Origin of the sequence: Halobaculum sp. XH14 (assembly GCF_032116555.1) — an archaeon.
In the GTDB taxonomy this organism is placed as follows: domain Archaea; phylum Halobacteriota; class Halobacteria; order Halobacteriales; family Haloferacaceae; genus Halorarum; species Halorarum halobium.
This window is the reverse complement of sequence record NZ_CP134949.1, coordinates 2,232,446-2,258,604: the sequence shown is the minus strand read 5'-3', so window position 1 is coordinate 2,258,604 and position 26,159 is coordinate 2,232,446. Positions and strand designations below refer to the sequence as shown.

Genomic DNA, 26,159 nt, shown 5'->3' with positions numbered 1-26,159 from the left:
GGTGCTTGACGGTCCGCGCCTTCCCCGAGACCCGCGGCCCCTTCCATTCCCGCCCTGTCGGTCGGTCGGGCTCGCGTTTCATCGGAACTACCGCTCGTCCCCGCGGTCGGTAGTCGGGGACTGTCGCCTCTCTGCACTCACTCCACGTCGCGACCGAACTCCCCGGCCCGTGCCTGCGCGATGATGTGCTCGTACTGGAGCCCGTGGTCCGCGACGAGCGCATCCGGCTCGAACCCCGGGAGCGGGGCGACCTCGGTGAGATAGCTCGTGCAGGCGACACGGTAGGTGGCGTCGGGGGAAATCGGGTCGTCGTCGACGACGACCGGCCCGTCCTCGCGTACGGACGCGCCCGCGACGTACATGCGGCCGTGGGTGTCGTCGGGCTCGTCGCGACCGAGCCGAATCGCGTTCGCGAGGTCCTCGCCGCCGACGGCGAGCGTGTGGAGGTGTGACGAAAACGGGACGACGCCGAGCAGGTCGCCGACCGTGATGGTCGCGGGCAAGCCGCCCCGGACCGATCCGGCGACGACGACGCCGATGTCCGCCTCGCCTCGGACGCGGTACGTCTCGGCGACGGCCCACCCGGTTTCGGCCTCCGGGAGCGGTTCGGGGAACGAGCACACTTCCTCGTCGATGCCCGCGGCCGCGCGGCGCTCGCGGTACTCGGCGGCGACCGGCCCGTCCACCGGCGCGTCAGTCAGGTCCCGGACGTCGGCCGCCGGGTCCTCGCCGAGCGTCACGACCTCGTACTCGTTCGCCTGTCCGCCGCGGGTGCGCGCGACGAGCGTCCCGTCGACACGCTCCTCGACCTGCTCGTGGTCGTGCGCGCCGAGCACCGCGTCGACGTCGGTCCCGCCCGCGATGTCCGCGTCGACGCTCGCGCAGTGGGAGAGGACGACGACGAACTCGGCACCCCTGTCGCGGAGGGCGGCGGCCTCCCTGCGGACCGCCTCGACCGGGTCGGTGAACGTCAGCGACTCGACGGCGTGACACATCTCCGGCGTGCGGGGGTTGACGACGCCGACGAGGCCGACGCGCGCTTCGTCCACCTCCGTGAGGAGGCCGGGTTCGAACGCGTCGGCGGCGAGGCCGTCGAGGTTCGCCGCGAGGTGGGTGCCGGGCACGTCGCGCGCCCACTCGGCGGCCCAGCCCGGCCCCTCGTCGAGGTCGTGGTTCCCGAAGGTGCTCGCGACCGGGGCGACAGCACGCATGAACGGCAGTCCGTGGCGCCGACCCTCGTCGGTCGCGAGCGCGAGCGACCCGAGGGCGGTCGTGTCGCCGGTGGTGACGACGATCGTTCGCTCGTCCCGCAACGCCTCGACGGCACCGGCTAGCCGGCCGGCGTCCTCGGGTCGGTCGTAGATCGTCTCCAGGTCCGAGAGGTGAACCAGGCGGGGTGGAGGGGTCATGGGACCGACGTCTCGTGGTCGGGCCGAAAAGCCACCGCACTCGGGCCACCGCACGACTACCGGCGGCCGAGGGCCGACGGTCGAGCGTCCGGGGGCTTTCGAGGTCGTCACCAGCCGAGTACTGACTACGGTCGTGACGCCTGCTCCCGAGAATCGCGGGCAGACTAACAAGCATTAACACCCTCCGCCGGCAAGCCACCACCAACAGCCATGGCCGAGGACGTCAAACCGACTCGCAAGAACCTGATGGAGATCGAGGACCGCATCGAACTCTCCGAGCGCGGCCACGACACGCTCGAACAGAAGCGTGACGGGCTCATCATGGAGTTCATGGACATCCTCGATCAGGCCCAGGACGTCCGCTCGAAACTGGAGGACGACTACGAGTCCGCCCAGGACACCATCAACAAGGCTCGCGCGATGGAGGGCGACGTTGCCGTCCGCGGTGCCGCGGCGGCGCTGCAGGAACACCCCGAGATCACCACGCAGTCGAAGAACATCATGGGCGTCGTCGTCCCGCAGATCGAGTCCTCGAAGGTGCGAAAGAGCCTCGACGAGCGGGGCTACGGCCTGCTGGGCTCCTCGGCGCGCATCGATGAGGCCGCGGACGACTACGAGGAGCTCATCGAGAGCATCATCCTCGCCGCCGAGGTCGAGACGGCGATGAAGAAGATGCTCACCGAGATCGAGACGACCAAGCGCCGCGTCAACGCCCTGGAGTTCACGCTCCTGCCGACCCTGCGCGAGAACCAGGAGTTCATCGAGCAGAAGCTCGAGGAGCAGGAGCGGGAGGAGATCTTCCGGCTGAAGAAGATCAAGGCGAAAAAGGAGGAGAAGGAAGCCGAGGAGGAGGCCGCCCGCGATCCCGAGGAGGTTCTGGAACCCGGCACGGTCAACGCCGACGACTGACCGACGCGTCCACGCCCGTCCCCACGGCACCGGCCACCGGCGCTTTTTCGTCGTTCGCTCGCCAGCATCCGGTATGCCGACCTGCCCCGACTGCGAGGTTCCGCCGGTCGCCTTCGCCGTTCCCGAGACGCTCCGGGAACACGCCCCCGAGGGCGCGTCGACGGCCGCCATCTGCCCGCGTTGTCTCCGCGTGAGTCCGGTCGACGCCGAGGAAGCCGCCGCCGACGCCGGTGTTATCTCGGACGAAACGCCCGACTTCGGACGGATCGACGACTCGTTTCCAGGCGGCGAGGGCGGCGTCGCGTTCGCGCTCCTCCTGGGGAAACTCCCGAGCCTGGCCCTGGAGAAGGACGCGATCGCGACCCTCCGCGAGCACGCGGAGGCCGCCGGCGTCGACGTCGCGCTGACGCTCGACCGGCTGATCGGTGCGGATCCGAACCCGCAGTTCGACCTGGAACGGCGAACCAGTCAACTCGATTCCCTACTCGAGTGAGCCGACGGGAGGAGCGTCGACCACGTCCCGCACGGGTCGGCCGACGCGGACCGCGAGGGATTTACGCGATGCCCCCGTCGCCGCCGACGGATGGGTCGTCTCGACAGCCGAACCGTCGGCACGCTGTTCGTCCTCCTCTCGGCGGCCTGCTTCGGGACGCTCGGCGTCCTCGGCGAACTCGCGTTCCGCGCGGGGCTGTCGGTGCCGGCCGCGCTGACGCTCCGATTTCTGGTCGGCGGGGCCGTCGTCTGGGCGGGACTCGGCGTCCACCGCCTCCTCGTCCCCGACACCTCGCCCGTCCTCCGCCTGCCGACGCGGGACGCGGCGGTCGCGGTGGCGCTGGGCGCGGTCGGCTACGCGGGCGTCAGCTACGGCTTCTTCGTCGGCGTCGAACGGACCTCGGCGGGGCTCGCCGCGGTGCTGCTGTACACCTACCCGCTGTTCGTCGTCGCGCTCGCGGCGACGGTCCTCGACGAGCGTGTGGGGGGCCGAACCGTCGCCGCGGCGGTGCTCACGCTTGCGGGCGTCGGTCTCGTCTCGTGGACCGGCGCGGCCACGTTCGACGCGGTCGGGGCGGCGGCGACGCTCGCCGCGGCCGTGCTGTACGCCGGTTACATCACCACCTCGCGGGTCGCGCTCCGGACCGCCGACGAGCGGGTGCTGACTGCCTACGTCGCGCCCGCGGCCGCCGCCTCGATGGGCCTCGTCGGAGCCGCCACGGGATCGCTCTCGCTCCCGACGACCCGGGTCGGCTGGGCGGTGATCCTCGCGCTCGGCACCGTCGCCACGGCGCTGGCCATCTTCGCGTTCTTCGCGGGGTTGAAGCGGGTCGGCGCGAGCCGCGCGGGCGTGATCTCGACCGTCGAGCCGGCCGTCGCGGTGGTGCTGGGCGCGGCGTTCCTCGACGAGGCGGTGACGCCGGTGATGCTCGTGGGTGCCGGACTCATCCTGAGCGGCGTGGTCCTGATTCAGACGGCCAGGGAGTGAGCGGCTCCCGTGGATCGGTCGCCCGGGGCACTACAGGCGGCCGCTGCCGACGTACGCGAGTCCGAGGCTCCCGACGACGATCAGGCCGCCGAACGCGACGTCGGGGAGGGGGACGATCCCTTCGCCCGCCGCTCCGACGACGACGAACGCGAGCGCGGCGGTCGCCGGGAGCGGGTTGGCGACGAGTTGCTGAACGAACGCGCGAACCGACCAGTAGGCCGTCTTCACCGTCGACGCGACGACGTCCCCGGCCCGCCGGTTCCCGTCCGGGTTTTCCGCGGATTCGAACCCGTCGAGGGCGTCGAGGCGGAGTAGCTCGCCGGTGTTGACGCGTCGTCCCCGGGCGTCGCCGACGCGGAGGAGCGTCACGCCGCGTTCGCCGGCCCCGACGACGCGGTAGACCCCGTCCGGATGGTCGGCGTCGGCGGGGCGGAAGTGGTCGTAAACCGCTGGCGAGGTCATCGCTGCTGGGACGTCTCACCCCGTTACCGTAAAACTGGGCCCGCGCGGCCGGCCGAGCGGCTGCCGTTCCCGTGCGTCTGACGGCGGGAACGGTCCGGGGTCACTCCGGCGCGATGCCGCCCTCGGTTCGGGTCAGCAGATAGAGCACGAACGACGAGAGCCAGTGTGACCCGGCGTAATCGTCGGTGAACGCCCCCTCCAGACCCCGCTCGGCGTGCCGCCGGGCGCTCCGCTCGAACGGGTCGCCGTACCGGTGCCCGTCGAGTGCGTCCGCGAGGCCCGCCAGACACCACGCGCGCGAGACGTTCAGTCCGACGAGGTGGAGCGCGACACCCTCGTCGGGGGCAGCGTCGACCCGCACCGGGTCGAGGATCGACTCGTGGGGCGAAGCGGAAAGCTCCGGGAGAAAGCCGTCGAGCCACGTCACGAACTCGTCCCGATCGTAGACGCGCCGCATGAGATCCGCCTCGGTCAGCGCCGGAGAGAGGAAGTCCCAGCCGAGCGGTTCGTACGCGACCGGGTAGTCGCGGTCGTCCGCGTAGAACTTCCGCGCAGTCGCCGAAGCCGCGGACTCCAGCGAGTCGTTCGACGTGGTCCGCGCGTAATCGAGGACGCAGTGGAGGGCGAACGCCGTGTTCCCGTGGGTCCCGACCCGGAACGGCCGCTCCCCGGTCAGGAACGACGACTCGACGAGGTCGACGATGGTCTCCTCCAGCGGTTCGAGCAGTTCTCCCCACCCGTCCGCGCGCCGGTCGTCCCACAGCGAGAGCTCCGAGGCGAGATGCAGGAGCCACGCCCAGCCGTACGGCTTCTCGAAGGACTCGGTCTCCGCGAACCGTTCGACCTCCCGTTCGACGTTTTCCTCGGTGAACCGCGAGTCGAAGCTCCCGACAATCTCGGACTCCCGGGGGTGTTCGTCGAACAGTCGGAGCTGTCGAACCAGCGCCCAGTGGCTGTGGACCGCCGAGTGCCAGTCGTAGCAGCCGTAAAACACCGGGTGCCGCTCCCTGGGGCGCTCGTTCCTCTCGGGCGACTCCATCGAGCGGACGTGGTGGGGGAACTCGGTCTCGATCGACGCCAACGGGTGGTGTGAGAGCGTCTCGGCGAGGTCCGGACCGATCCAGTCGCTCCGGCCCGAGAGGATCACGTCCGTGTCGACGGCTGCGAGCGGATTCATTCGACCGTCGGTTCTCGGTTCCCCCTCTTGAATCGGCTGGTGGCGTGGTACCGACACACACGCCCCCGAGAACCGGTTACCGGGACCCTGATCGCCGGCTTACACGCCGGTCCGATAGCGGAGGATGCCGGCGACGCCGCCGAACGCGTCCATGAGCTGCTCGCCCTTCTCGAAGTCGGTGGAGATGAACTTCGTTTCCGTGCCGCGCTGTTCGGCGATGTTCATCAGGTGCTCGACGACGTCCTCGCGCTCGCCCGGCTCCGCCTCCTCGCCGCAACTCGAACAGGTGTGCTCGGGCGTCGAGTGGCGGCGCTCGACGATCTCGTACTCCTCGTGGCCGTTCGGACACTCGAACGGGACGACGTCGTGGTGGAGGTCCTCCGAGAGCAGCAGGCGGTCGACCGCGCCCATCACGAGGTTCCGGCGCGTCTCGGCGAACCCGTAGGTCGCCTCGTCGCCGGTGTGGAGGTTCTCGAAGAACTCCTCCATCTGTCGCTTGTCCTTGACGACCTCCTGGTCTGCGAGCACCTCCTGGGCGGCGTCGACCAGGTCGTACAGCCCGGACTCGTCGGTGTAGGCGACGTCGAACTTGCCGAGCACGTTGTCCTGGATCTCGTGGTGGAGGTAGTCGCCGTCGAGGAACTCGTCCTTCGTCGGCGAGGGGCCGCCGACGAGGATGCCGTCCAGTTCGTGGCGCTTGGCGACGAACAGGTCGTTGGCCATCCCCGCGACCTCCTGGTAGAAGTTGTCGATCGCCTCCAGCCGCAGGCGGGCGAACCGCTGGGCGGACTGGCCGCCCTTCCGCTGCTTGCCCGGCACGAGCGAGGACGCCGACTTCACCGGCTCGACGCGTTTCCCCTTCAGCCAGCCGACGTTCGCTTCCCGTCGGTCGAGGACGACGAGCCCGAACAGGCCCTTGTCGGCCATCATGTGCTCGAGCGGCTCGGTCAGGAAGTCCGAATCGCAGTGGTAGCGGAACGACTCGACGGGTTCGGGCGGCGACTCGAGCACCTCCGTCACCATGTCGGTCTGGCCGCCGCCAGCGTTCACCGCGCCCGAGAAGATGACCATCCCGTTGCCCGGCGGGTAGATGTCGTAGTACCGGAGCCGGTCCTTGATGGAGGTGAGCGCGTCCTGGACGTTCGTCCGCGTCTGCTTGGACTTGATGTTGGACGCCTCGCTGTGTTCCTGGGTGACGTGGGCGACCACGTCGGAGATCTGTTTGTCCTCGGGGATGTAGATGGTGACGAGCTGGGTGCCCGAGCCCTCGTACTCGTCGAGCTCCTCGAGGACCTTGCGGAACTCGTACTTCCGTCGGTCCTCGGAGGGCTCGTCCGCCCCGTCCGCCGCGTCGCTACTCATTGGTCCTAGTCGCCGGCGTGCGTGTAAGTAACTGTTGAATACTGCGATACGTCCACATCCGTCGTCCGCCCGGCGGCCGCCGAACCCGCCGATGGCGGCTCTGCCCGGTCGAGACTCGCGGCAGCGGTGTCGGACGCTGGGACCCACCTTTATATCACCGTGCCTCCGATTCCTCCCAAATGCCGACTATCTACGCCGTCGCCAGCGCGAAGGGGGGAGTCGGGAAGACGACGACCGCCGCCAACCTGGCGGCGACGCTCGCGGCCGCCGGGTTCGAGACGGTGGCGGTCGACGGCGACATCGGGACCGCCAACCTCGCGCCGGCGCTCGGCCTCGAGGTACCGGAAGACGGGGCGACGCTCCACGACGTGCTCGCCGGCGAGGCCGACCCGGCGGACGCGACCTACGAGGGCCCCCACGGGCTCTCGGTGGTCCCGGGCGACCAGTCGCTGTCGGCGTTCCGGACGGCCGACCCCTCGCGGATCCGCGAGGTGCTCGGGTCGATCACGGCTGCCGACTACGTCGTCGTCGACACCGGCGCGGGGCTCACCCACGAGAGCGCGCTCCCGCTCTCGCTCGCGGACGGGGTGTTGCTCGTCTCGACGCCGACACGGGACGGCATCGTCGACACGGGCAAGACGATCGACCTGACTGAACGGCTCGGCGGGACGATCGTCGGCATCGCGCTCAACCGCGTCGGCCCCGACGACACGCTCGAGTCCGCGCTCGCGGCCGCCGACGTCGACCCCGGGGCGTTCGAGGCACCGGTGCTCGGGCGGATCGAGGAGGAGTCGGTCATCGCCGACGCGATCGCGGCACGGGAGCCGATTTCCCAGCACGATCCCGGCGGCGACGCGGCCGCGAGCTACCGATCGCTCGCGTCCTCGCTCACGGGCGAACCGATCCGTCCGCCCCTCTCCTACGAGGTGGAGGAGGGCGAACAGGACCCGACGATGCCGGGTGATGCCGCCGTCGCCGGCACGGATCCGGGGACCGACGCGGACTCCGACGGGGACGCGGACCCCGACGGTGAGGTGGACGGAGACGGGGACGACGGCGTGGATGTCGATTCGGACGGCGAGGGTGACGCTGGTGCGGACACGGACCCCGACGGCGACCGGAGGGAACCGGCAGACGCGGAGCGAGCGCCCGATAGCGAAGACGAACCGGACTCCGCCGGGGACGCCGACGGTTCCGACGTGACGGCGGAGCCGGCCGGCGACGCCGACGATGCCGACCCGGACGTCGCCGAGGGAGACGAGTCGATCGCGGACGAGGAGTCGGCCGGCGACGAGGAGTCGGTCTCGGACGACGCAGTCATCATCGAGGACGACGGCGGGGAGGACGGGGCGGCCGCGGCAGCACGGGGGACCGTCCTCGGCCGGGAGGAGTACGAGGAGTTCACGGAGGACGGTTCCGCGGGGGACGAGGCGGCGGAGGGCGATGCGATCGACGACGAGGCGATCCCCTTCGCCGAGCGCGACGACGAGGGCACGTCCGCGGCCGCCGCCGCGGACGCGGACGAGACGGACGACGAGGAGGGCGACGGGGACGACGCCGGCGGTGGAATCCTCAGCAGACTGTTCCGCTGACGTTCGCTCGCCCGGGGCGAACCGCGAAGTTCATTGGGCCGCGAACGCGACCCCAACGTATGAGTCAAGCAGAGAGCGGTCGCGTCCCGCTGTGGTGGGTCATCGTCTTCGTCGTGCTCGCGCTCGGACTGGGCGCGTACGCCGTCACCACCTCGGGCGGCACGCTCGTCGCCTGAGGCCGTCGAAGGATCGAGCCCCGACAGTTCTCCGACCGCCTACATCGACTCGGGAGCCGCGACGCCGAGCACGTCGAGCGCGTTCGCGACCGTGGTGCGCGAGGCGGCGACGAGCGCGAGACGGGCCTCGCGGGTCGGTTCGTCCTCCGCCGTCAGCACCGGACACTCGCGGTAGAACGCGTTGAACGTCTCCGCGAACTCGCGGGTGTAGGTGGCGACGCGGTGGGGTTCGAGATCCTCGGCGGCCTCCTCGATCACGGCCGGCAGCCGTGCGATGCTCGCCAGCAGGGCGCGCTCCTCGGACGTCGAGAGCGCCTCGGCGTCGACGTCGGCCGCGGGGGTCGTCCCCCCGGCGGCCGCCTCGTCGATGATGCCACAGCAGCGCGCGTGGACGTACTGGACGTACGGCGCCGACTGGGCCTCGAAGTCGAGCGCGTGATCCCACTCGAACGTGATCGTCTTCGTCGGCTGCTTGGAGACGATGTCGTAGCGGACCGCCCCGACGCCGACCTGCTCGGCGATGCGCTCGACGTCCGCGTAGGTGAGGTCGTCGTCGCGGATGCGGTCGTCCATCCGCGTCTCGACCTCCTCGCGGGCGCGGTCGATCGCCTCGTCCAGCAGGTCGTCCAGGTCGACGCCGGTGCCCTCCCTGGTGCTCATCCCCTCGCCGCCGGGGAGGTTCACCCACGAGTAGAACATCGAGGTGAGCTGGTCGGTGTCGTTGCCCAGCACCTCCAGGGCGGCCTCGAGCTGGCTCGCGTGGAGGCGCTGGTCCTCGCCCAGCACCGTCACCGCGCGGTCGTAGTTCTCGAACTTCCACTCGTGGTGGGCCAGGTCGCGGGTCGTGTACAGCGAGGTGCCGTCCGAGCGCAGGAACACGAACTCCTTGTCGATGCCCCACTCCCCCAGGTTGAGCACCCACGCGCCGTCGTCCGTCTCGGCGTACTCGCTGTCCTTCAGGCGGTCGACCGCCTCGGCCGCGCTGCCGTCGCGGATGAACCGCGTCTCCTTGACGAACTCGTCGAAGCCGGCGGGGAGCCGCGAGAGCGTCTCCTGCATGCCCGAGAGCACCGTGTCGACCACCTCGCTCACGCGCTCGTAGGTCGCCTCGTCGCCGGATTCGAGCCCCCGCATGATCGACTCGATCTCGGCTTCCGCGTCCGCGACCTCGTCGGGGTCCCCCGCCTCGAGGAAGCTGTTCCCCTTCCGGTAGTACCGCACGAGGTCGTAGTCGGGTTTCTCGCGGTCCGGTTCGGGAAGCTCCGACTCGTCGAACGTCTCGAACGCCCAGGTGAACACGGCCATCTGACGGCCCGCGTCGTTGACGTAGTAGTGACGCTCCACGTCGTAGCCGGCGTACGCGAGGGTGTTCGCAACCGCGTCGCCGACGATCGGGTTGCGCGCGCGGCCGACGTGGACCGGGCCGGTCGGGTTCGCGGAGGTGTGCTCGACGACGACCGACTCCCCGCGCTCGGGCAGCGAGCCGTAGCCGTCCGCCCGGGCCGCCTCGAGGGTGCCCGCGAGGTACGCGTCGTCGGTGAAGAAGTTGAGGTACGGCCCGCTCGTCTCGACCCGGGAGAGGTACTCGGTCGCGTCGACGTCGATTCCGTCGGCGACCTCCGCTGCCACCTCGGGCGGCGGGGCCCCCGCCTCGCCGGCCAGCCGGAAGGCGACGCTCGACGCCAGCGTCGCCGCCACGTCGCCGGGCGGCTCCTCGATGCCGAGGTCGTCGGTCGGGTACCCGCGCTCGGCGAGCGCCTCGGCGAGCGCCGCCGCGACGGCCGACCGGAACTGTCTGAACATGGGCGAGGCTTCCCCCGCCGCCGATAAAGGGGTTTCCGAAGCGCCCGGCCACGCCACGCGGTCCTCGGCGCGGTCACCGTCGATGGACGCCGGGATCCGACGATTTTTCAGCGTGTCGCTCCCGCGTTAACTCACGAGATCCGGATCGTACGCCCTCCATAACGAATTCGGGACGCACCTCACCTTCGATACGCTTTTGCCGGTCGCCCCGGTACTGTGGCCAATGGCAACGACTGCGAGGACCGTCGGCCACGACGAGGTGGCCGCGCTGAAGACGGTCGCCCTCCGCGGCGGGCTCCGCGAGCCCGTCAAAGTCTCCTGTTCCGCGCTCGGCGACCGTCTCGACGCGTCGAGCCAGACCGCCTCTCGCCGCCTCCAGCGGCTGGAGGAGGCGGGGCTGCTCGACCGGGACGTGGTGAGCGACGGCCAGTGGGTGTCGGTCACGGACGAGGGCGAGCGCCGCCTCCGCGCCGAGTACGCCGACTACCGGCGCGTGTTCGAGGACGGAACCGGCCTGACGCTCTCGGGCACCGTCACCGGCGGCATGGGCGAGGGACGCCACTACATCTCGCTGTCGGGGTACATGGCGCAGTTCCGCGAGCGGCTCGGCTACGAGCCGTTCCTGGGGACGCTGAACGTCGCACTCACGGAGGCGTCCGTCCGGGCGCGTGCGGGCATGGACTCGGTGGACGGCGTCCCCATCGACGGCTGGGAGGACGACGAGCGGACGTTCGGCCCGGCGACGTGTTACGCGGCGCGCGTCGAGGCGACCGGCGGCTCGTTCGAGCCGGCACACGTCATCGTCCCCGAGCGGACCCACCACGACGAGGAGCAGCTCGAGGTCATCGCGCCCGCGAAGCTCCGCGACGAACTGGGGCTGGACGACGGCGACGAACTCACCGTGAGCGTCGAGGACGCGGTGCGGGCGGACGGCCCCACAGCCGGGGACGCGGACGCCGACGAGGAGCCTGCGGGCGGGACGGAGGCGACCGAATGAGCCGCAAGCAGGCGGCCGCGTTCGACCGCGCGCTGGAGGCGTTCCGCGCGGGCGACCCGGTGTGTGTCCACGACTTCGCCGACCGGGAGGGCGAGACTGACGTCGTCACGCCAGCCGAGTCGGTGACGCCGGCCGACGTGGCCCGGATGCGGAACGACGCGGGCGGGCTGATCTGTGTCGCCGTCCCGGACGACGTCGCCGACGCGGTCGACCTCCCGTTCCTGGAGGACGCGCTCGACCACCCGGCCGCGGGCGGCCACGACCTCGCGTACGACGACCGTTCGTCGTTCTCGCTGCCGGTGAACCACCGCGACACGTTCACCGGCGTCACCGACGACGACCGGGCGCGCACCATCACCGAACTCGCCTCGATGGCCGAGACGGTGGCCGCGGGCCACGACTACGGCGCCGAGGAGTTCGCGGCGGAGTTCCGCTCGCCGGGCCACGTCGACGTGTTGCGCGGCGCGCCCGGCGGACTGGCCGACCGCGTCGGCCACACGGAACTCGGTCTCGCGCTCGCCGCGGAGGCCGGGTGCGCGCCCGCGGTCGTGGTCTGTGAGATGCTCGACGACGAGTCGGGCGCGGCGCTCGCGCCGGAAGCGGCCCGCGAGTACGCCCGGCGCCACGGCTTCCCGTACGTCGAGGGCGCGGACCTGGTCGACGCGCTCGGCTAACCTGCACCGTTCCCGCTCGGTTCTCCGGCAACGTTCGCGTCGAACGCGGGCGGTTCTCATGATTTTAAGTCCGGGCGATACCTCGAGTCTCGCATGACGGCCTTCGAGGAGATGGCGGACGGCGGGGTCATCTGGCAGAACGGCGAGTTCGTCGACTGGGCGGACGCGACGACCCACGTGCTCACCCACGGGCTCCACTACGGTACGGGCATCTTCGAGGGTGTCCGCGCGTACGACACCGAGCGGGGCACGGCGGTCTTCCGCTGGGAGGAGCACCTCGACCGCTTCTACGAGTCGGCAAAGCCGTACGACATGGAGATCGACTACTCGCGCGAGGAGCTCACCGAGGCGACGATGGGTGCGATCCGGCGGAACGACCTCGACTCGGCGTACGTCCGCCCCCTCGCGTACTACGGCTACCACAGTCTCGGCGTCTCGCCGGGCGAGTGCCCGACGGACGTCGTCGTCGCCGCCTGGCCCTGGGGCGCGTACCTCGGCGAGGAGGCCCTGGAGAACGGCATCAAGGTGAAGATCTCCTCCTGGCGCAAGCACGCCTCCAGCCAGATTCCGACGAACGCGAAGACGACCGGCCTGTACGTCAACTCGCTGCTCGCGGGCGAGGAGGCCCGCCGCAACGGCTTCGCTGAGGCCATCGTGCTGAACAAGGAGGGGAACGTCGCGGAGGGGCCGGGCGAGAACATCTTCCTCGTCAGGGACGACGAGCTCTACACGCCGGGCCTGAGCGAGTCGATCCTCGACGGCATCACCCGAGACACGGTCATCACGCTCGCGGAGGAGCGCGGCTACGAGGTGCACGACAACGTGAGCATCTCGCGGGGCGAACTCAACACGGCCGACGAACTGTTCTTCACCGGCTCGGCCGCGGAAGTGACCCCGATCCGCCAGGTGGACAACGTCGAGATTGGCAACGGCTCGCGTGGACCCGTCACCGAGGAACTCCAGCAGGCGTTCTTCGACCTCGTGGAGCGGCGGACGGACGACCACGAGGAGTGGTTCGCGTACGTTTAGGGTTCTTCTCGGGGATCTTTAGCGGTCTTCGGTTCAACCAGTATCAGGTGAGCGTCGGAGTGGCCTCGAAAGCCCCCGCGGCGCTCGTGGGCCGCGCCTCGCTGCGCTCCTCGTCACTCGGCCTGCGGCCTCGTTCCTGCGGTGCTTGCGTCGTCGGGGCACCACGAGCGCCGCGGCCCCTTTCAGTCCCACCCTGCGGAAAGTCGGCCGAGCGACGCGCCCCCGACTACCGAACGAGCACGCCGTAGGTAGTCCACCGGAGCGTTCTCCCGGTCAACTGGCGGGTGCGTCGGCAGCAGGGGTGCGGTCTGCGCCTGCTGGTGGTTGGCTTGGCGCGCGTGACTCGAACCCCCCTGTGGGGTGAGTCGACGCGCGTGGGGGGTGAGCATCGCAGCGAGCCTGCGAGCGAGCATCGCAAGCGGTTGGGGAGGGCGAGGCCCTCCTAGATCAAGCAGTAGTGGTCTACTCGGCCGATCAAGCAGTAGTTGCGTATCGAACCAACCAGGAACCGATGAAACGAACCGAACTTCGAAAACACCGAACGGAGAAGCCTACTTACAACTCCTCTTCACCGCCGATAATACGAAGACAGCGCTCGCCAAGTGCCGGCACGCCGTCCTCCATCAGCGGGTACAGCGGGTCGTCGCTGTTCCCCTCCAGGTGTCGCCGGAAGAACATCTCGCCGAGCGCGCCCAGCTTGTACACCGCGAGCGTCCGGTAGAAGCGGTCGTGCTCGTACTCGAGGCCCGTGGCGGCCTCGTAGCGCTCCACCAGCTCCCGTCGGCTCGGATACCCCTCCCGGGCCATGAACGTCGCCTGAAGCTCCGGCACCGCGGGCTCGGGGTCCCGCGCCTCGCGCCAGAACGACAGCATCCAGCCAAGGTCAGTCAGCGGGTCGCCCAGCGTCGACAGCTCCCAGTCGAACACGCCGACGAGGTCCGGCGGCGTCCCGGGACCGAACATCACGTTGTCCAGCTTGTAGTCCCCGTGAACCAGCGTCTCGGGGTGTGACTCGGGGACGTGCTCCCGGAGCCACGCCGTCGTCTCGTGGATGGCGGGCACCTCGCGCTCGTCGGCGGTCACCGCGAACGCCCACTCGTACTGCTTCGCCCAGCGGTCGACCTGCCGCTGGGTGAACCCCGCCGGTCTGCCGAACTCCGCGAGCCCCACCGCCGCGGGGTCAACGGAGTGGATCGCCGAGAGCGTGTCCACCAGTTCCTCGCCGATCCGTCGGCGGGGCTCGGGCGCGGCAAAGCGCTCCGGCTCCTCGGCGCGCAGCACGTCGCCCGCGGTCCGGTCCATCACGAAGAACTCCGCGCCGAGCACCGACTCGTCCTCGCAGGCGAGGACGGTGGTCGGGAGCGGGACCGGCGTGTCCTGGAGCGCGTCCATCACCCGGTACTCCCGGAGCACGTCGTGTGCCGTCTCGGCTGTCGCGCCGGGCGGCGGCCTGCGGACGACGAGTTCGCGGTCGCCGTGGGTCACGAACAGCGTCTCGTTCGAGTGGCCCGCCTGGTGGCGCTCCACGGCGAACTCGTCGGCGGGGCCGAGTTCCGCGTCGAGGTGGGCCCGGAGGCGTTCGGGGTCGACGAGGCGGGCGGTGTACTCGTCGTCCGTGCCGTCCGTCCCGCCGTCACCGCCCGCGCTCCGGCCGTCGCCGCCCGCGCCTCCGTCGCCGGCGTCCGCGCTCCGCTCGTCGGCCTCACCCGTGCCGGTCGCGTCGTCGGTCATGTGATGGCGTACCGGTGGTGGGCGCAAAAACGGAGGGGGTGGGACCCCGCGCCCCGTTCGGGGACATCGTTTTGTCGGGTCCGTCCGACACCCTCCTGTGAACGTCAGCTACGACGACAGCGAGGCGGCACGGGACCTCGCGGGGCGGGCGCGGGAGTTCCTCGACGAGGAGGTGATCCCCGTCGAGCGCGAGGTGCTGGGCGGGGACCCGGTGAGCGACGAGCAGGTGGCGGAGCTCCGCGGGGCGGCACGCGAGTACGACGTCTACTGCCCGCAGATCGCCGAGGAGTTCGGCGGCATGGGCGTCGACTTCCGGGACGCGCTGCCGATGTTCGAGGTGGCGGGGCGCTCGCTGCTCGGCCCGGCCGCGTGCCGCGTCGACGCGCCGGACGAGGGCAACATGCACACGCTGGAACTGCTCGGCACCGACGCCCAGCAGGAGGAGTACCTCCGGCCGCTCGTCGCCGGCGACGTCTCCTCGGGCTTCTCGATGACCGAGCCGATGCAGGGCGGCGGCTCGGACCCGAAGATGCTGAAGACCAGCGCGAAAAAGGAGGGCGACGAGTGGGTCATCGACGGCCACAAGTGGTGGACGACGGGCGGGTCGGAGGCCGAGTTCCTCATCGTCATGGCCCGCACCGACCCCGACGCACACCCCTACGCCGGCTGTTCGCTGTTCCTCGTCGACGCCGATACGGCGGGCGTGACGGTCGAGCGCGACATCCCCCACCTCGGCGGCGGCGTCGACGGCCTCGGCCACGCGGAGATCACGTTCGAGGGGGTGCGCGTGCCCGAGGAGAACCTGCTCGGCGAACTGAACGAGGGGTTCCGGCACGCACAGCAGCGGCTCGGCCCCGCGCGGCTCACCCACTGCATGCGCTACTCGGGGATGGCCGAGCGCGCGCTCGACGTGGCGACGGCGTACGCCAGCGAGCGCGAGGGGTTCGGCGAACCGCTCTCGGAGAAGCAGTCGCTCCGGTACGAGATCGCCGACGCGGAGACGCGGCTCCACGCGGTTCGGACAACGGTCCGGGACGCGGCCGACCGAATCGCCGCGGGCGAGGAGGCCCGCGTGCAGGTGTCGATGAGCAAGACGTTCGCGGCGAACGTCGTCCAGGACGTGATCGACACCTGCCTCCAGACGTGCGGCGCGAACGGCATCGGGAAGGACCTCCCGGTCTCGGACTTCTACGAGGCGGTCCGGCAGTTCCGGCTGGTCGACGGGGCCGACGAGGTCCACAGGCGCGTCATCGCCCGCGAGGCGTTCGAGGACGTCGACCCCTCGGAACTGGAGAACGTCACCCGGTACGACGGCTGAACGCCGAGCGGCGCCGGGCTAAAGCCCCGTGCCCCTGATGGTTCGATATGGACCATCACGACTGGACCGAGACGCAGCGGGAGACGACCGTCACGGTCGACGGGCACGACCTCCGGTACGCCGTCTACGAGGACGGCTCCGAACACGACGGCCCGCCGGTCGTGTTCCTCCACGGCATCCCGACGTGGTCGTTCCTCTGGCGGGACGCCGCCCCGGCGCTGGCCGAGCACCGCCGGGTCATCGCGCCGGACCTCGTGGGCTACGGCAACTCGGCCAACCGGGACGGCTTCGACCGCTCGGTGCGCGCACAGACGGTCGCGCTGGCGGACTTTCTCGCCGAACGCGGCGTCGAGGACGTCGACTTCGTCGCCCACGACGTCGGCGGCGCGGTGGCGCTCCGCTACGCGGCCGCCCGGCCAAATTCGGTGGGGAAGCTGGTGCTCTCGAACGCCGCCTGCTTCGACTCCTGGCCGGTCGAGTTCATCAACTCGCTGGGCGTCCCGGGCACGGTGGAGGGCTGGGACGACGAGGAGCTGGACGAGCAGCTCGAGTTCCTGTTCGCCGACGGCGCCTACGACGAGGCCGACCCCGAGTGGCTCGCGGGGATGAAGGCCCCGTGGGAGCGGGAGGGCGGCCGGCGCGCGCTCGCCCGCGCGGCGGTCTCGACCAACACGAACCACACGACCGAGATCGACTACGGGGAGATCACCGCGGACCTGCTGTGTCTCTGGGGCGGCGACGACGTGCTCCAGCCGGTGTCGCAGGCCGAGCGGCTGGTCGAGGCGACTTCCGGCGACGGAGCGGTCGTGGCCCTGGCGGATGCGTACCACTGGGTCACCCACGACCGGTCGGCGGCGTACTGCGATCAGCTCGTCGATCACCTCGGGTGAGGAGGGTCCGGGTCCCGATCGGTCCTCGGGACCCGGTCGCCTCCGGTCGGCGTGACGGCCCGAGCGCCGAGCACGGCGGGACTTTCGAGGCGGACGCCACACGACGCAACGCCGTGTGAACGGATCGGTACGCGAACGTCCGGGGACCCGCCACTGAAACGGGGCCCGGCATCTCGCCGGTCAGACGCCGGATAGCATCGAATCGAACCGCTCCTTCCCGGCGACGGCGTACGACCGGTCGAACGTGAACAGCTCGTGCGTGCAGGTCCCCGTCCAGCCGGAGTCACGCATCGCGTCCGCGATCGCCCCGAAATCGATCCGCCCCATCCCGACCGGCAGGTGCTCGTCGTCCTCCTCGATGCGGGTGTCGTTGAGATGCACGTGACTGATCCGGTCGCCGTGCTCGCGGATCAGGGCCGCCTGCTCGGCGCCGTCATGCCCCGTGACGAACGCGTGGCCCGTGTCGAGACACGCCGACGCATCGGTTTCGACGAACAGGTCGGGAAAGTCGCCCGCGTCGAAGAAGGCCGACTTCAGGTTCTCCGCGACGACCTCGACCCCTCGATCCCGTCCATGGGCGGTCAGGTGGGCGGCCGTCTCGTACATCGCGGGTCGAACCTCCTCAGCCGTCCACTTCCCGTCGTTCACGAGCGTCTGGAGGTGGAACACGCCCGTCTCGGCACCCATCGCGGCGGCGTGGTCGACCGCGGCCTCCAGTTCCCGGACGCCGCCCGTTCGAACGTGCTCGCGCGGCGAGCAGGCGTCGAGCCGGTACGGCAGGTGACAGACCAGGTCGAGGCCGTGGTCGTCCGCGAGCGTTCGGAGTTCGCCCGCGTCCACGCGCGACCGGTCGAACTGGTGGTCGGTGTTCAGTTCCAAGAAGTCGAACCCGACCTCGTCGGCCAGGCGGAAACACCGCTCCGGGTCCGCGCCGTTGCCGACCATGAACCCCTGTCGGATGCCGTCGGTCATGCGTACCCGTTCGAGACGTGGGACTTTGGCGTTTTGACGGCGGTGCCGGAGGGCCACCGAAACGAGTCAACGAACGACCGTGCGCGAATCGCGCCCGACCGCGAAAACCCCCTGCCACCACGTCCCGTCGTCGACGGTATGACGAGGACGCGCCGGGACGTGCTCGCGGCGCTCGGTGCGAGTGCGACGACTGTGGGCTGTCTCGGGAGCGTGGGCGGCGGGACGCGGAACGGGGTCGGGAAGGCGACGCCACCGAGACGCCACGGTCGCTCGACACCCACCCGGCGAGCCGGGGGCTCGCCGAGCAGCCCTCCCTCGGCGGGTCCGACGCGTCGGCGACCGTCGTGGCCTTCGAGGACCCCTCCTGTCCGACCTGCCGGCGCTTCGAACGCCAGACCGGCAGTCGGCTCCGCGACGGCCCGCTCGCGGACGGCCGGCTCCGCTTCGTCGTCCGCACCTACCCGATCATCTACCCGTGGGGAGAACCGGCGACACAGGCGCTGGAGGCGACGTACGCCCGAGAGGCCGACGCCTTCTGGGGGCTGTTCGACCACTACTTCGCCCGGCAGGACGACTTCGACGGCGACAACGTCCTCGACCGGACGCGCGACTGGCTCGACGCCAACACCGACCTCGACGCCGACGCGGTCGTCGCCGACGCGGAGGCCGAGGCGTACGACGACGCCGTGCAGGCCGACCTGGACGCGGGCGAGGCCGCCGGCGCGGACCGCACGCCGACGCTATACATGTTCCGCGACGGGACGTACCACACCGTCGCGTCCGGCGTCGTGAGCTACGACACCGTCGCCGCCGCCCTGGAGCTGTGAGCGTCCGCCGCCTCCTCCCCCGACTGCCGCGCTCGCGCCGGGACGCCAGGCTGGTCGCACGGACCGTCAGGCTCGTCCTCGGCATCCCCACCTACGCGGTCGGCGCGCTCGTCGCGGCGGCGCTCGCGCTCTCCGGGTTCGTGCTCTCCCAGAACGTCGCGCTGATCCGGGACACCGTACTCGGCGGGTCGCTCCCGCTCGACGCGCGGCTCACCATCCTGGCCGAGCAGTACCCGTTCGTCAGCACCGGCTACGGTCCGGTCGCGGGGCTGTTCCTCCTCGCGGTCGCCGTGCTCGTCGGCGTCGCCGTCGCCGTCGTCGCCTACCACCTCCGGGAACACGGGCTCTCGCTGCGAGAGGGAGGTGCCGGAAGCGCCGGCGGGACCGTGGGGGTCCTGCTCGGCGCGCTCGGCGCCGGCTGTGCCGCGTGCGGGTCGGCCGTCCTGGTCGGCGTCCTGTCGCTGGCGGGCGGGTCGGGGCTGCTCCTGTTCTTCCCGCTGGAGGGGCTGGAGTTCACCCTGCTCGCGCTCGTCCCGCTCGGCCTCTCGCTCTACTGGCTCGCGGAGGGGCTCCGCGGCGGCGAGATTCGGGGCTGTCCGGTCGACGTTCCCCCACCAGATGGCTCGCCGGCGCGCAACTGAGATAGGTGCGGGATACGTAGCCCGCGTATGTCCCTCGCCGGCCGCCTCGCCGACGCCGACTGGTTCTGGGAGCGCCACGCGAACCCGCTGAGCGGCTGGTCGCGCTTCCTCGCGACCCCGTTGCTGCTCTGGGCGGTCTACGCGCGCGACCGCCGCCTGCTCGCGCTGGCGCTCGGCTTCACGCTCGTCAATCTGGTCGCGTTCCCGCCGGTGGATCGGGACGCCGACCTCGCGTGGATGACCCGCGTCGTCGACGCCGAACGGGCGTGGCTCCGCGAGGGGATCGATCCCGGCGGGTGGACGCGGCTCAACGCACTCAACTCCGCGGCGTTCGGCTACGCGCTCCTGTCCGCCTACCGGCGGCGGCCGGGCAGAGCGATCGTCGCCGCGGCGGTTTCGACGGCGCTGAAACTCGTGTTCGTGGGAGCGCTCGAACGTCGCCACTCGACGGCTGGCTGAGACTCGACAGTTCTTCCGGGGTTCGACGGGTGGCTCCCCGACGCTACGGCCGAGGGAGGTCGACCACCTCGCCGTCGGCGCGGACGGTCGGATCCCGGACGATGCCGTCGAGGTGGAGCGGCGCCTCGACGTCGCCCCCGATGCCGGCGTCGTCCCCGATGGCGATGTGGACGGTCCCGGCCGCCTTCTCGTCGAGCAGGACCGATCCCACCAGCTCGGTCACGCCGACGTTCGTCCCGACCCCGAGTTCGGCGAGGTTGTACGCGTCCTCGCCGACCTCCTCGGCTGCCGCCTCGACCTGGCCGCGAACCTCGTCGTCCGAGATGTCGGTGACGAGGCCGTCCTCGACCTCGAAGCGGAGTTCCCGTCCCTCCTCCAGCAGCCCGTACGGCATCATCGTCCCGTCGACCACGTACGTCCCGTTCGCGGTCTCCGGGCTGACGAACACCTCGCCCGCGGGGAGGTTCGAGAACGATCCGGCCGCGCTCACGTCGCCGGTGTCCGAGCGCCACTCGCGGGAGCCGGGCTCGAACGTGATGTCCGTGCCGGCCGCCGTCATGACGCGAACCTCGTCGGCGTCCTCGACCTGCTCGCGCACGTCGGCACAGTGGGCCGCGATGTCGTCGTAATCGGCGTCGAGTCCGGTGAGGAACACCTCGCGCGTGATGCCCGGCAGCGTCGCGCCGCGCGCGCCGGCGTCCGTTGCCGCGCCGCGCGCGCGGGTGTGGCTCAGGCTCTTCGTCGTCGGCGCGAGGAACGAGTCCGCGTCGCGCATCGCCGCAGCCACGGGCGCGGGCGGCTCCGCGCCGTGCTGTTCGCCGGGCGGATACCGCACGACGCTCGCGTCGTCGGTCACCTCGCTGCCGACCTCGTACAGCGCCTCGCCGATCGCCTCGCGCCGGTCGTCGGTGACGACCGCGAGCGACTCGTCGCTCCCGAGCGCGAGACACTGGTGGATGGCCGTTTCCGCCGCCGCGCGAAGGTCCTCGTCCATGGCCGGAACGTCGGTTGGCCCGACGTTAGGTCTTGCCAAAGGCGACGACGCGGAGGCCGGTCGAGCGTCCGACGGACGCGGACGGAAGCGACCGGATAATCGGCCGTCTTACTCGCTCTGTAGTTGTTTTCTTGGGGTTGCCTCCGTAACGATTAACCCCGGCGACGGGGGATGTTCGGACGATGATTCAGGTGGGCGTCAACGGCTACGGCACCATCGGCAAGCGCGTCGCCGACGCGGTAGCCGCCCAACCCGACATGGAACTCGCAGGGGTCGCCAAGACCCGCCCGAACTACGAGGCCGAGACCGCGGTTCGGAAGGGGTACCCGCTCTACGCCGCCATCCCCGACCGCGCGGACCGCTTTCACGATGCCGGCATCGACCTGGCCGGCGAGGTGGAGGACATGGTGATGAAGGCCGACGTGGTGGTCGACACGACGCCCTCCGGCGTCGGCGAACAGAACCGAGAACTGTACGAGCGCTACGACACGCCCGCGACGTTCCAGGGCGGCGAGGACCCGGACGTCGCCGACGCCAGCTTCGTCGCGCGCGCCAACTACGAGGCCGCGGCCGCCGACGAGGTCGAGTACGTTCGCGTCGTCTCCTGCAACACGACCGGGCTCTCCCGGCTGCTCGCCCCGCTCAGGGAGGCGTACGGCGTCGAGAAGGCGCGCGTCACGCTCGTCCGACGTGGGGGAGACCCCGGACAGACCTCCCGCGGCCCCATCAACGACATCCTCCCGGACCCGGTCACCGTCCCCTCCCACCACGGCCCCGACGTGAACACCATCTTCCCCGATGTCGACATCGACACGCTCGGCGTGAAGGTGCCCGCGACCCTGATGCACCTCCACTCCGTGAACGTCACCCTCGACGCCGAGCCCTCCGCGGCGGACGTCCGGAACCTCCTCTCGGACGAGTCGCGCCTGTTCCTCGTGCCCGAGGAGGCCGGCATCGACGGCACGGGCAAGCTGAAGGAGTTCGCCCAGGACACCGGCCGTCCGCGGGGGGACCTCTGGGAGAACTGCATCTGGGAGGAGTCCGTCTCGACGGAGGGGAGCGACCTCTACCTGTTCCAGTCGATCCACCAGGAGTCGGACGTCATCCCCGAGAACATCGACGCGGTCCGGGCGCTGCTCGGCCGCGAGGACCGGGAGACGAGCGTGGCGACGACCGACGAGACGCTCGGCGTCGGTCTGGAGTCGCTGTTTCGCGGCGCGCGGCGGCGCGTCGTGCCCCGCGAGGCCGACGACTGAGTCCCGGATGCGGAGCGGCTGATCGTTCGGGGACGCTACCCCAGTTCTTCGAACCTGACGTCTCCAGTTCCGGTGTTGACGAGGACCCCTGCCGGTTCCTCCTCGCTCCCCGGGATCGGGACGCCGCCCGGGTTGAGGTGGACGGTCCCGTCCCGCTCCTCGTGGACGCGCTCGTGGGTGTGACCGCGCACCACGTAGTCGTAGCGACCGCAGTCGATCAGGGCGTCGACGATCGGCTCGCTCGTTCCGTGATGGACGGCGAATTCGACCCCGTCGAACGTCAGCTCGCCCATCTCGCCCAAGTACGTGCCGAACGAGTCGATCGCGTCCGCGAGCGCCCACTCGCCGTCGTTGTTGCCGCGGACGGCGTGAAACTCGAAGCCGGCGTCGAACGGCGTCGCCGAGAACGGAGCGATCACGTCGCCACAGTGGACGACGGCGTCGGCCGTACCCTCGAACAGTTGCACCGCCGACTCGACGTAGCGAGCGTTGTCGTGCGTGTCGGAGACGACGCCGACCTTCATGTCCCGGCGTTCGGTTCCCACGCACAAGAAGCCGCGTGACGCCGACCCGATCAGCCGTCGAACTCGCCGGCCGCGTTCCGTTCCAGTAGCTCAACGGCCGGTAAGGGTTCGCCGGTCAGCGCGCGGATGTACGCGCCGCCGGCGATCGAGACGTGCGAGAAGTCGGCCTCGTCCAGCCCGTACATCCCGATGGCCCGGGAGGTGTCGCCCCCGCCGACGACCGAGAAGCAGTCAGTCTCGGCGATGGCGCGGAGGACCCCGACGGTGCCGTCGCTGAAGCGCTCGTCCTCGAAGACGCCGAGCGCACCCTTCACGAACACGGCCGCCGAGTCGCGGACGATCGAGTCGTACGTCGCCACCGTTTCCGAGCCGACGTCGAGGAACGCGCGTGTCTTCTCGTCGATGTCCTCGACGGCGGCCTCGACGCGTTCGCCGTCATCGCCCTCGTACGCGAGATCAGAGGCCAGCCGGATCTGTTCGCTCCGCTCGTCGAGCACCTCGTGGACCGTGTCCTCGTTTTCGGCCCACTGCTCGCCGAACAGGTCCGTCTCAACGTCGGTCCCGACCGGGTAGCCGGCCGCGCGCAGGAACAGTTCGCCGGCGACCCCGCCGAGACAGAACGTGTCGACCGTTTCGTCGAGCGCCTCCATCACGCCGATCACGTCGGTCGCCTTCGTCCCGCCGACGACCATCGTCACGTCGCCGTCGAATTCCCGCTCGGCGATGGCGGTGTTCGCCTCGTACTCGGTCTCCATCACCCGCCCCGCGTAGCTGGGCAGGCGGAGCGGGAAGCCGACCAGCGATGCGTGCTTCCGGTGGGCCGCCGAGTAGGCGTCGTTCACGTAGGCATCGAACGCCGGCGCGAGCGTCTCGACGAACTCGCTCGCGGCGTGTTCCTCGGGCTCCTTCTCCGGAAGTTCGTCGTCGGCCATCCTGACGTTCTCGAGGAGGAGCACGTCGCCCCCCTCGATCTCGCGGACGGCCGCGAGCGCCTCGTCCCCGAACGTGTCCGGGACGAAGTCGACGTCGACGCCGGCGTGCTCGGCGAGGATCTCGGCGTGTCGTTCGAGTGAGACGAACGTGTCCCTCCCCGGACGCCCCTGGTGGGCCATGAGCGCCACGCGGTGGCCGGCATCGGCGAGTTCGGCGACGGTGGTCGCGTGGCGGTCGAACCGGCGATTGCCCTGCACTCGCCCGTCCTCGACCGGGGAGTTGAGGTCGAGGCGGGCGAGGACGCGCTGCTCGGCGGGGAGGTCATCGAGCGTGCGGAAGTCGACCATCGCGTGGATCGACGGCGGACCGAGACTTAGAAGGTCCGGAACCCGGAGCGGACGCTATCGCGGATTCCCTCGTTGCGAACAGGCGGCCGCGCTCTCGGCTGACGTGGCGCGTCGTCGGGCCGCGCAACCGCTTCCCGACGCGCCGTGGCTGTCAGCACATTGCGGGCGCTGGCACCGTCTTCGAATAAAAGGCTTCGCGGGGTCAGTCGTCGTTGGCCTCCCCGCCGGCCTCCGTGCGGGAGGCGCGGCGGGCCGCGCGGTCGATGAACTCCTGTGGGAGCTCGTCGATCTCGCCGGCCTGGACGCCCCAGAGGTGGGCGTAGAGACCGTCAGCCTCGAGCAGTTCCTCGTGTCGCCCGCGCTCGGCGACGCGACCGTCCTCCAGCACCAGGATCTGCTCGGCGTCACGGATGGTGGAGAGCCGGTGTGCGATGGCGAACGTCGTCCGATCCTCGGTGAGCTGGTCGAGCGAGCGCTGGATGAGCATCTCCGTCTCCGTGTCGACGTCGGAGGTCGCCTCGTCGAGGATGAGGATTTCGGGGTCCTTCAGGACCGCGCGGGCGATGGAGAGCCGCTGGCGCTGGCCGCCCGAGAGCTTCACGCCGCGCTCGCCGATCTCGGTGTCGTAACCGTCGGGCAGGTTCCGGATGAACTCGTGGGCCTCGGCGGCCTTCGCTGCCTCGACGATCGCCTCGTCGTCGGCGTCGAACGTGCCGTAGGCGATGTTGTCCTTCACCGTGCCGTAGAACATGAACGTCTCCTGGCTCACGTAGCCGACCTGCCGGCGGAGGCTCGGGATGGTGACGTCCCGGAGGTCCTGCCCGTCGATGGTGATCGAGCCCTCGTTCACGTCGTACATCCGGAGGAGGAGCTTCAGGACCGTGGACTTGCCCGCGCCGGTCGGACCGACGAGCGCGAGCGTCTCGCCGCCCTCGACGTCGAAGCTCACGTCCTCGATGATGGTCTCGGCCTCGTCGTAGCCGAACGTGACGTCGTCGTAGACGACGTCGCCGTCCCCGACGACCAGTTCCTCGGCGTCGGGATCCTCGGTGATGCGGGAGGGCTCGTCCATCAGCCCGAAGATGCGCGAGGAGGACGCGCGGGCCCGCTGGTACATGTTGATGATCTGCCCGAACTGCGCCATCGGCCAGATGAACCGCTGGGTGAGCGTGATGAAGATGACGAACTGGCCGAGTTCGAGCGTGCCCGTGAAGAACCATGGCGGGCCCGAGAACACCCAGAGGCCGCCGACGAGGAACGTCAGCACGAAGCCGATGCCGGCGATGACCCGCAGGCCCGGGAAGAACTTGATGCGCGTCTCGATGGCGTCCCAGTTCGCGTCGAAGTAGTCCATCGACACGTCGTCGACGCGGTCGGACTCGAAGTTCTCCGTGTTGAACGTCTTGATGACCTGGATGCCGCCGAGGTTGTTCTCCAGCCGGGAGTTCATCGCGCCGACCGACGAGCGGACGTCGGCGTACTTCGGCTGGATGGTCTCGATGAACTTCCAGGTGAAGAAGGCGATGAGCGGGACCGGGACGAGCGCGACCAGGGCCAGCTGCCAGTTGAGCGAGAAGAGGATGACCGCGATGGCGACGACCATCACCGAGAGCCGGAAGAAGGAGTTCATCCCGTCGTTGAGGAACCGTTCGAGCCGGTTCACGTCGTTCGAGAGGATCGACATCATCTCGCCGGTCTGCTTGTCGGCGAAGAAGTCCATGTTCAGCCGCTGCATCTTGTTGTACGTGTCGACGCGGATGCTGTGCTGGATGTTCTGGGCGAACGAGTTCCACCCCCAGTTGCGCGACCAGTGGAACGCCGCCCCGCCGAAGAAGCCGAGCGCGATGAGCGCGATGGAGAGTTCGAACTGGCCCTGCCTGCCGGCCGGAATGACCCCGGCGAGCATCGCCGGCGTGATTCCGGGGAGCAGGTCGGCGGTGGCCTCCGCGTAGGAGATGTCCGTCTCGGGGTTGAACAGCGCGTCGATGGCGACGCCGAGCACGAGCGGCGGGAAGAGGTCGAGCACCCGGGCGAAGACGCTGGCGACGAGCCCGACGGTGAACTGGTACCAGTTTTCCCGTCCGTACTCCTGGAAGAGGCGGCGCATCGCGTTGTCCGTGCGCTCACGGACGTCCTCGAAGGGGTCGTCCTCCTCGGCGGGGTGACTCATTGGTCAGACTGGAAGAAGCCGCCGCCC

24 protein-coding genes are annotated in these 26,159 nt (G+C 70.3%); 13 read left to right on the top strand and 11 right to left on the bottom strand.

The genetic code is table 11. From position 1 onward, the window contains the following. Positions 1-137: 137 nt before the first annotated feature. Positions 138-1,409, bottom strand: a complete 1,272-nt coding sequence (locus tag RJT50_RS11525) for a 5'-nucleotidase C-terminal domain-containing protein (RefSeq protein ID WP_313691495.1) — start codon at positions 1,407-1,409, stop codon at positions 138-140. A gap of 210 nt (positions 1,410-1,619) precedes the next feature. Here RJT50_RS11525 and RJT50_RS11520 point away from each other — a divergent pair, with 210 nt between their 5' ends. The 3 genes from RJT50_RS11520 to RJT50_RS11510 all read left to right on the top strand — a co-directional run bounded on the left by RJT50_RS11520 (position 1,620) and on the right by RJT50_RS11510 (position 3,798). After that, positions 1,620-2,318 carry a V-type ATP synthase subunit D gene (locus RJT50_RS11520; RefSeq protein WP_313691494.1) on the top strand — a complete coding sequence of 233 codons (699 nt, stop codon included), beginning with the start codon at positions 1,620-1,622 and terminating at the stop codon, positions 2,316-2,318. Between the two features lie 73 nt (positions 2,319-2,391). Beyond that, positions 2,392-2,811, top strand: coding sequence for a DUF6276 family protein (locus RJT50_RS11515; RefSeq protein WP_313691492.1), 420 nt, complete (start codon positions 2,392-2,394; stop codon positions 2,809-2,811). 90 nt (positions 2,812-2,901) lie between these two features. Continuing rightward, complete coding sequence (locus RJT50_RS11510) at positions 2,902-3,798, top strand: DMT family transporter (RefSeq protein WP_313691490.1); 897 nt, start codon at positions 2,902-2,904, stop codon at positions 3,796-3,798. Between the two features lie 30 nt (positions 3,799-3,828). On the opposite strand, the gene RJT50_RS11505 is transcribed toward RJT50_RS11510, so the two are convergent. The 3 genes from RJT50_RS11505 to prf1 form a co-directional block, all read right to left on the bottom strand. Beyond that, positions 3,829-4,260 carry a hypothetical protein gene (locus RJT50_RS11505; RefSeq protein WP_313691488.1) on the bottom strand — a complete coding sequence of 144 codons (432 nt, stop codon included), beginning with the start codon at positions 4,258-4,260 and terminating at the stop codon, positions 3,829-3,831. A gap of 100 nt (positions 4,261-4,360) precedes the next feature. Further along, positions 4,361-5,437: a DUF2891 domain-containing protein gene (locus tag RJT50_RS11500; protein ID WP_313691486.1), complete on the bottom strand. Its 1,077-nt coding sequence runs from the start codon at positions 5,435-5,437 to the stop codon at positions 4,361-4,363. 99 nt (positions 5,438-5,536) lie between these two features. After that, on the bottom strand, positions 5,537-6,799 hold the full coding sequence (prf1, locus tag RJT50_RS11495) for a peptide chain release factor aRF-1 (RefSeq protein ID WP_313691484.1): 1,263 nt from the start codon (positions 6,797-6,799) through the stop codon (positions 5,537-5,539). 179 nt (positions 6,800-6,978) lie between these two features. Here prf1 and RJT50_RS11490 point away from each other — a divergent pair, with 179 nt between their 5' ends. Continuing rightward, entirely contained in the window at positions 6,979-8,391 is a 1,413-nt protein-coding gene (locus RJT50_RS11490; RefSeq protein ID WP_313691482.1) for a nucleotide-binding protein, read from the top strand. Between the two features lie 215 nt (positions 8,392-8,606). On the opposite strand, the gene argS is transcribed toward RJT50_RS11490, so the two are convergent. Next, positions 8,607-10,370 carry an arginine--tRNA ligase gene (gene argS / locus RJT50_RS11485; RefSeq protein ID WP_313691480.1) on the bottom strand — a complete coding sequence of 588 codons (1,764 nt, stop codon included), beginning with the start codon at positions 10,368-10,370 and terminating at the stop codon, positions 8,607-8,609. A 223-nt stretch (positions 10,371-10,593) separates the two neighbouring features. On the opposite strand from argS, the gene RJT50_RS11480 reads away from it, so the two are divergent. From RJT50_RS11480 to RJT50_RS11470, 3 genes are all read left to right on the top strand, one after another. Beyond that, a complete protein-coding gene (locus tag RJT50_RS11480; RefSeq protein ID WP_313691479.1) occupies positions 10,594-11,367 on the top strand; it encodes a DUF120 domain-containing protein in 774 nt (257 codons plus the stop codon). Continuing rightward, on the top strand, positions 11,364-12,041 hold the full coding sequence (gene ribB / locus RJT50_RS11475; RefSeq protein ID WP_313691478.1) for a 3,4-dihydroxy-2-butanone-4-phosphate synthase: 678 nt from the start codon (positions 11,364-11,366) through the stop codon (positions 12,039-12,041). The genes RJT50_RS11480 and ribB overlap by 4 nt, the downstream gene beginning before the upstream one ends. Before the next feature lie 93 nt (positions 12,042-12,134). Next, a complete protein-coding gene (locus RJT50_RS11470) occupies positions 12,135-13,070 on the top strand; it encodes a branched-chain amino acid transaminase (RefSeq protein ID WP_313691476.1) in 936 nt (311 codons plus the stop codon). A gap of 555 nt (positions 13,071-13,625) precedes the next feature. Here RJT50_RS11470 and RJT50_RS11465 read toward each other — a convergent pair. Further along, the gene (locus tag RJT50_RS11465; protein ID WP_313691475.1) at positions 13,626-14,801 is read right to left on the bottom strand and encodes a phosphotransferase family protein; all 1,176 of its coding nucleotides are present in this window, start codon (positions 14,799-14,801) and stop codon (positions 13,626-13,628) included. A gap of 97 nt (positions 14,802-14,898) precedes the next feature. Between RJT50_RS11465 and RJT50_RS11460 the strand changes: the two genes are divergently transcribed. Both RJT50_RS11460 and RJT50_RS11455 read left to right on the top strand, forming a co-directional pair. Beyond that, positions 14,899-16,119: an acyl-CoA dehydrogenase family protein gene (locus tag RJT50_RS11460; protein WP_313691473.1), complete on the top strand. Its 1,221-nt coding sequence runs from the start codon at positions 14,899-14,901 to the stop codon at positions 16,117-16,119. A 47-nt stretch (positions 16,120-16,166) separates the two neighbouring features. Further along, a complete protein-coding gene (locus tag RJT50_RS11455; protein WP_313691471.1) occupies positions 16,167-17,009 on the top strand; it encodes an alpha/beta fold hydrolase in 843 nt (280 codons plus the stop codon). Between the two features lie 180 nt (positions 17,010-17,189). Here the strand turns inward: RJT50_RS11455 and RJT50_RS11450 are convergent, their stop codons facing one another. Beyond that, complete coding sequence (locus RJT50_RS11450; protein WP_313691469.1) at positions 17,190-17,981, bottom strand: sugar phosphate isomerase/epimerase family protein; 792 nt, start codon at positions 17,979-17,981, stop codon at positions 17,190-17,192. A gap of 344 nt (positions 17,982-18,325) precedes the next feature. Between RJT50_RS11450 and RJT50_RS11445 the strand changes: the two genes are divergently transcribed. The 3 genes from RJT50_RS11445 to RJT50_RS11435 are packed head-to-tail and all read left to right on the top strand — an operon-like array spanning position 18,326 to position 19,908. Next, complete coding sequence (locus RJT50_RS11445; protein ID WP_313691468.1) at positions 18,326-18,808, top strand: DsbA family protein; 483 nt, start codon at positions 18,326-18,328, stop codon at positions 18,806-18,808. After that, on the top strand, positions 18,805-19,449 hold the full coding sequence (locus RJT50_RS11440; RefSeq protein WP_313691467.1) for a hypothetical protein: 645 nt from the start codon (positions 18,805-18,807) through the stop codon (positions 19,447-19,449). Before RJT50_RS11445 ends, RJT50_RS11440 begins: the two co-directional genes overlap by 4 nt. A 27-nt stretch (positions 19,450-19,476) precedes the next feature. Next, positions 19,477-19,908 carry a hypothetical protein gene (locus tag RJT50_RS11435; protein WP_313691466.1) on the top strand — a complete coding sequence of 144 codons (432 nt, stop codon included), beginning with the start codon at positions 19,477-19,479 and terminating at the stop codon, positions 19,906-19,908. A gap of 43 nt (positions 19,909-19,951) precedes the next feature. On the opposite strand, the gene RJT50_RS11430 is transcribed toward RJT50_RS11435, so the two are convergent. Next, complete coding sequence (locus RJT50_RS11430) at positions 19,952-20,902, bottom strand: aminopeptidase (RefSeq protein WP_313691464.1); 951 nt, start codon at positions 20,900-20,902, stop codon at positions 19,952-19,954. 182 nt (positions 20,903-21,084) lie between these two features. Between RJT50_RS11430 and RJT50_RS11425 the strand changes: the two genes are divergently transcribed. Beyond that, positions 21,085-22,158, top strand: coding sequence for a type II glyceraldehyde-3-phosphate dehydrogenase (locus tag RJT50_RS11425; protein ID WP_313691463.1), 1,074 nt, complete (start codon positions 21,085-21,087; stop codon positions 22,156-22,158). 35 nt (positions 22,159-22,193) lie between these two features. Here RJT50_RS11425 and RJT50_RS11420 read toward each other — a convergent pair whose 3' ends face one another. From RJT50_RS11420 to RJT50_RS11410, 3 genes are all read right to left on the bottom strand, one after another. Continuing rightward, complete coding sequence (locus RJT50_RS11420) at positions 22,194-22,682, bottom strand: metallophosphoesterase (RefSeq protein WP_313691461.1); 489 nt, start codon at positions 22,680-22,682, stop codon at positions 22,194-22,196. A 50-nt stretch (positions 22,683-22,732) separates the two neighbouring features. After that, positions 22,733-23,962, bottom strand: a complete 1,230-nt coding sequence (locus RJT50_RS11415; RefSeq protein ID WP_313691460.1) for a phosphoglycerate kinase — start codon at positions 23,960-23,962, stop codon at positions 22,733-22,735. A 202-nt stretch (positions 23,963-24,164) separates the two neighbouring features. Then, positions 24,165-26,132 (bottom strand): ABC transporter ATP-binding protein, encoded by a 1,968-nt coding sequence (locus RJT50_RS11410; RefSeq protein ID WP_313691459.1) that lies wholly within the window; start codon positions 26,130-26,132, stop codon positions 24,165-24,167. Positions 26,133-26,159 lie beyond the last annotated feature (27 nt).

Bases quoted from the DNA above. Each gene is read 5' to 3' on its own strand.
- RJT50_RS11525 (WP_313691495.1), bottom strand. From the start codon at position 1,409: ATGACCCCTCCACCCCGCCTGGTTCACCTCTCGGACCTGGAGACGATC.
- RJT50_RS11520 (WP_313691494.1), top strand. From the start codon at position 1,620: ATGGCCGAGGACGTCAAACCGACTCGCAAGAACCTGATGGAGATCGAG.
- RJT50_RS11515 (WP_313691492.1), top strand. From the start codon at position 2,392: ATGCCGACCTGCCCCGACTGCGAGGTTCCGCCGGTCGCCTTCGCCGTT.
- RJT50_RS11510 (WP_313691490.1), top strand. From the start codon at position 2,902: ATGGGTCGTCTCGACAGCCGAACCGTCGGCACGCTGTTCGTCCTCCTC.
- RJT50_RS11505 (WP_313691488.1), bottom strand. From the start codon at position 4,260: ATGACCTCGCCAGCGGTTTACGACCACTTCCGCCCCGCCGACGCCGAC.
- RJT50_RS11500 (WP_313691486.1), bottom strand. From the start codon at position 5,437: ATGAATCCGCTCGCAGCCGTCGACACGGACGTGATCCTCTCGGGCCGG.
- prf1 (WP_313691484.1), bottom strand. From the start codon at position 6,799: ATGAGTAGCGACGCGGCGGACGGGGCGGACGAGCCCTCCGAGGACCGA.
- RJT50_RS11490 (WP_313691482.1), top strand. From the start codon at position 6,979: ATGCCGACTATCTACGCCGTCGCCAGCGCGAAGGGGGGAGTCGGGAAG.
- argS (WP_313691480.1), bottom strand. From the start codon at position 10,370: ATGTTCAGACAGTTCCGGTCGGCCGTCGCGGCGGCGCTCGCCGAGGCG.
- RJT50_RS11480 (WP_313691479.1), top strand. From the start codon at position 10,594: ATGGCAACGACTGCGAGGACCGTCGGCCACGACGAGGTGGCCGCGCTG.
- ribB (WP_313691478.1), top strand. From the start codon at position 11,364: ATGAGCCGCAAGCAGGCGGCCGCGTTCGACCGCGCGCTGGAGGCGTTC.
- RJT50_RS11470 (WP_313691476.1), top strand. From the start codon at position 12,135: ATGACGGCCTTCGAGGAGATGGCGGACGGCGGGGTCATCTGGCAGAAC.
- RJT50_RS11465 (WP_313691475.1), bottom strand. From the start codon at position 14,801: ATGACCGACGACGCGACCGGCACGGGTGAGGCCGACGAGCGGAGCGCG.
- RJT50_RS11455 (WP_313691471.1), top strand. From the start codon at position 16,167: ATGGACCATCACGACTGGACCGAGACGCAGCGGGAGACGACCGTCACG.
- RJT50_RS11450 (WP_313691469.1), bottom strand. From the start codon at position 17,981: ATGACCGACGGCATCCGACAGGGGTTCATGGTCGGCAACGGCGCGGAC.
- RJT50_RS11435 (WP_313691466.1), top strand. From the start codon at position 19,477: ATGTCCCTCGCCGGCCGCCTCGCCGACGCCGACTGGTTCTGGGAGCGC.
- RJT50_RS11430 (WP_313691464.1), bottom strand. From the start codon at position 20,902: ATGGACGAGGACCTTCGCGCGGCGGCGGAAACGGCCATCCACCAGTGT.
- RJT50_RS11425 (WP_313691463.1), top strand. From the start codon at position 21,085: ATGATTCAGGTGGGCGTCAACGGCTACGGCACCATCGGCAAGCGCGTC.
- RJT50_RS11420 (WP_313691461.1), bottom strand. From the start codon at position 22,682: ATGAAGGTCGGCGTCGTCTCCGACACGCACGACAACGCTCGCTACGTC.
- RJT50_RS11415 (WP_313691460.1), bottom strand. From the start codon at position 23,962: ATGGTCGACTTCCGCACGCTCGATGACCTCCCCGCCGAGCAGCGCGTC.
- RJT50_RS11410 (WP_313691459.1), bottom strand. From the start codon at position 26,132: ATGAGTCACCCCGCCGAGGAGGACGACCCCTTCGAGGACGTCCGTGAG.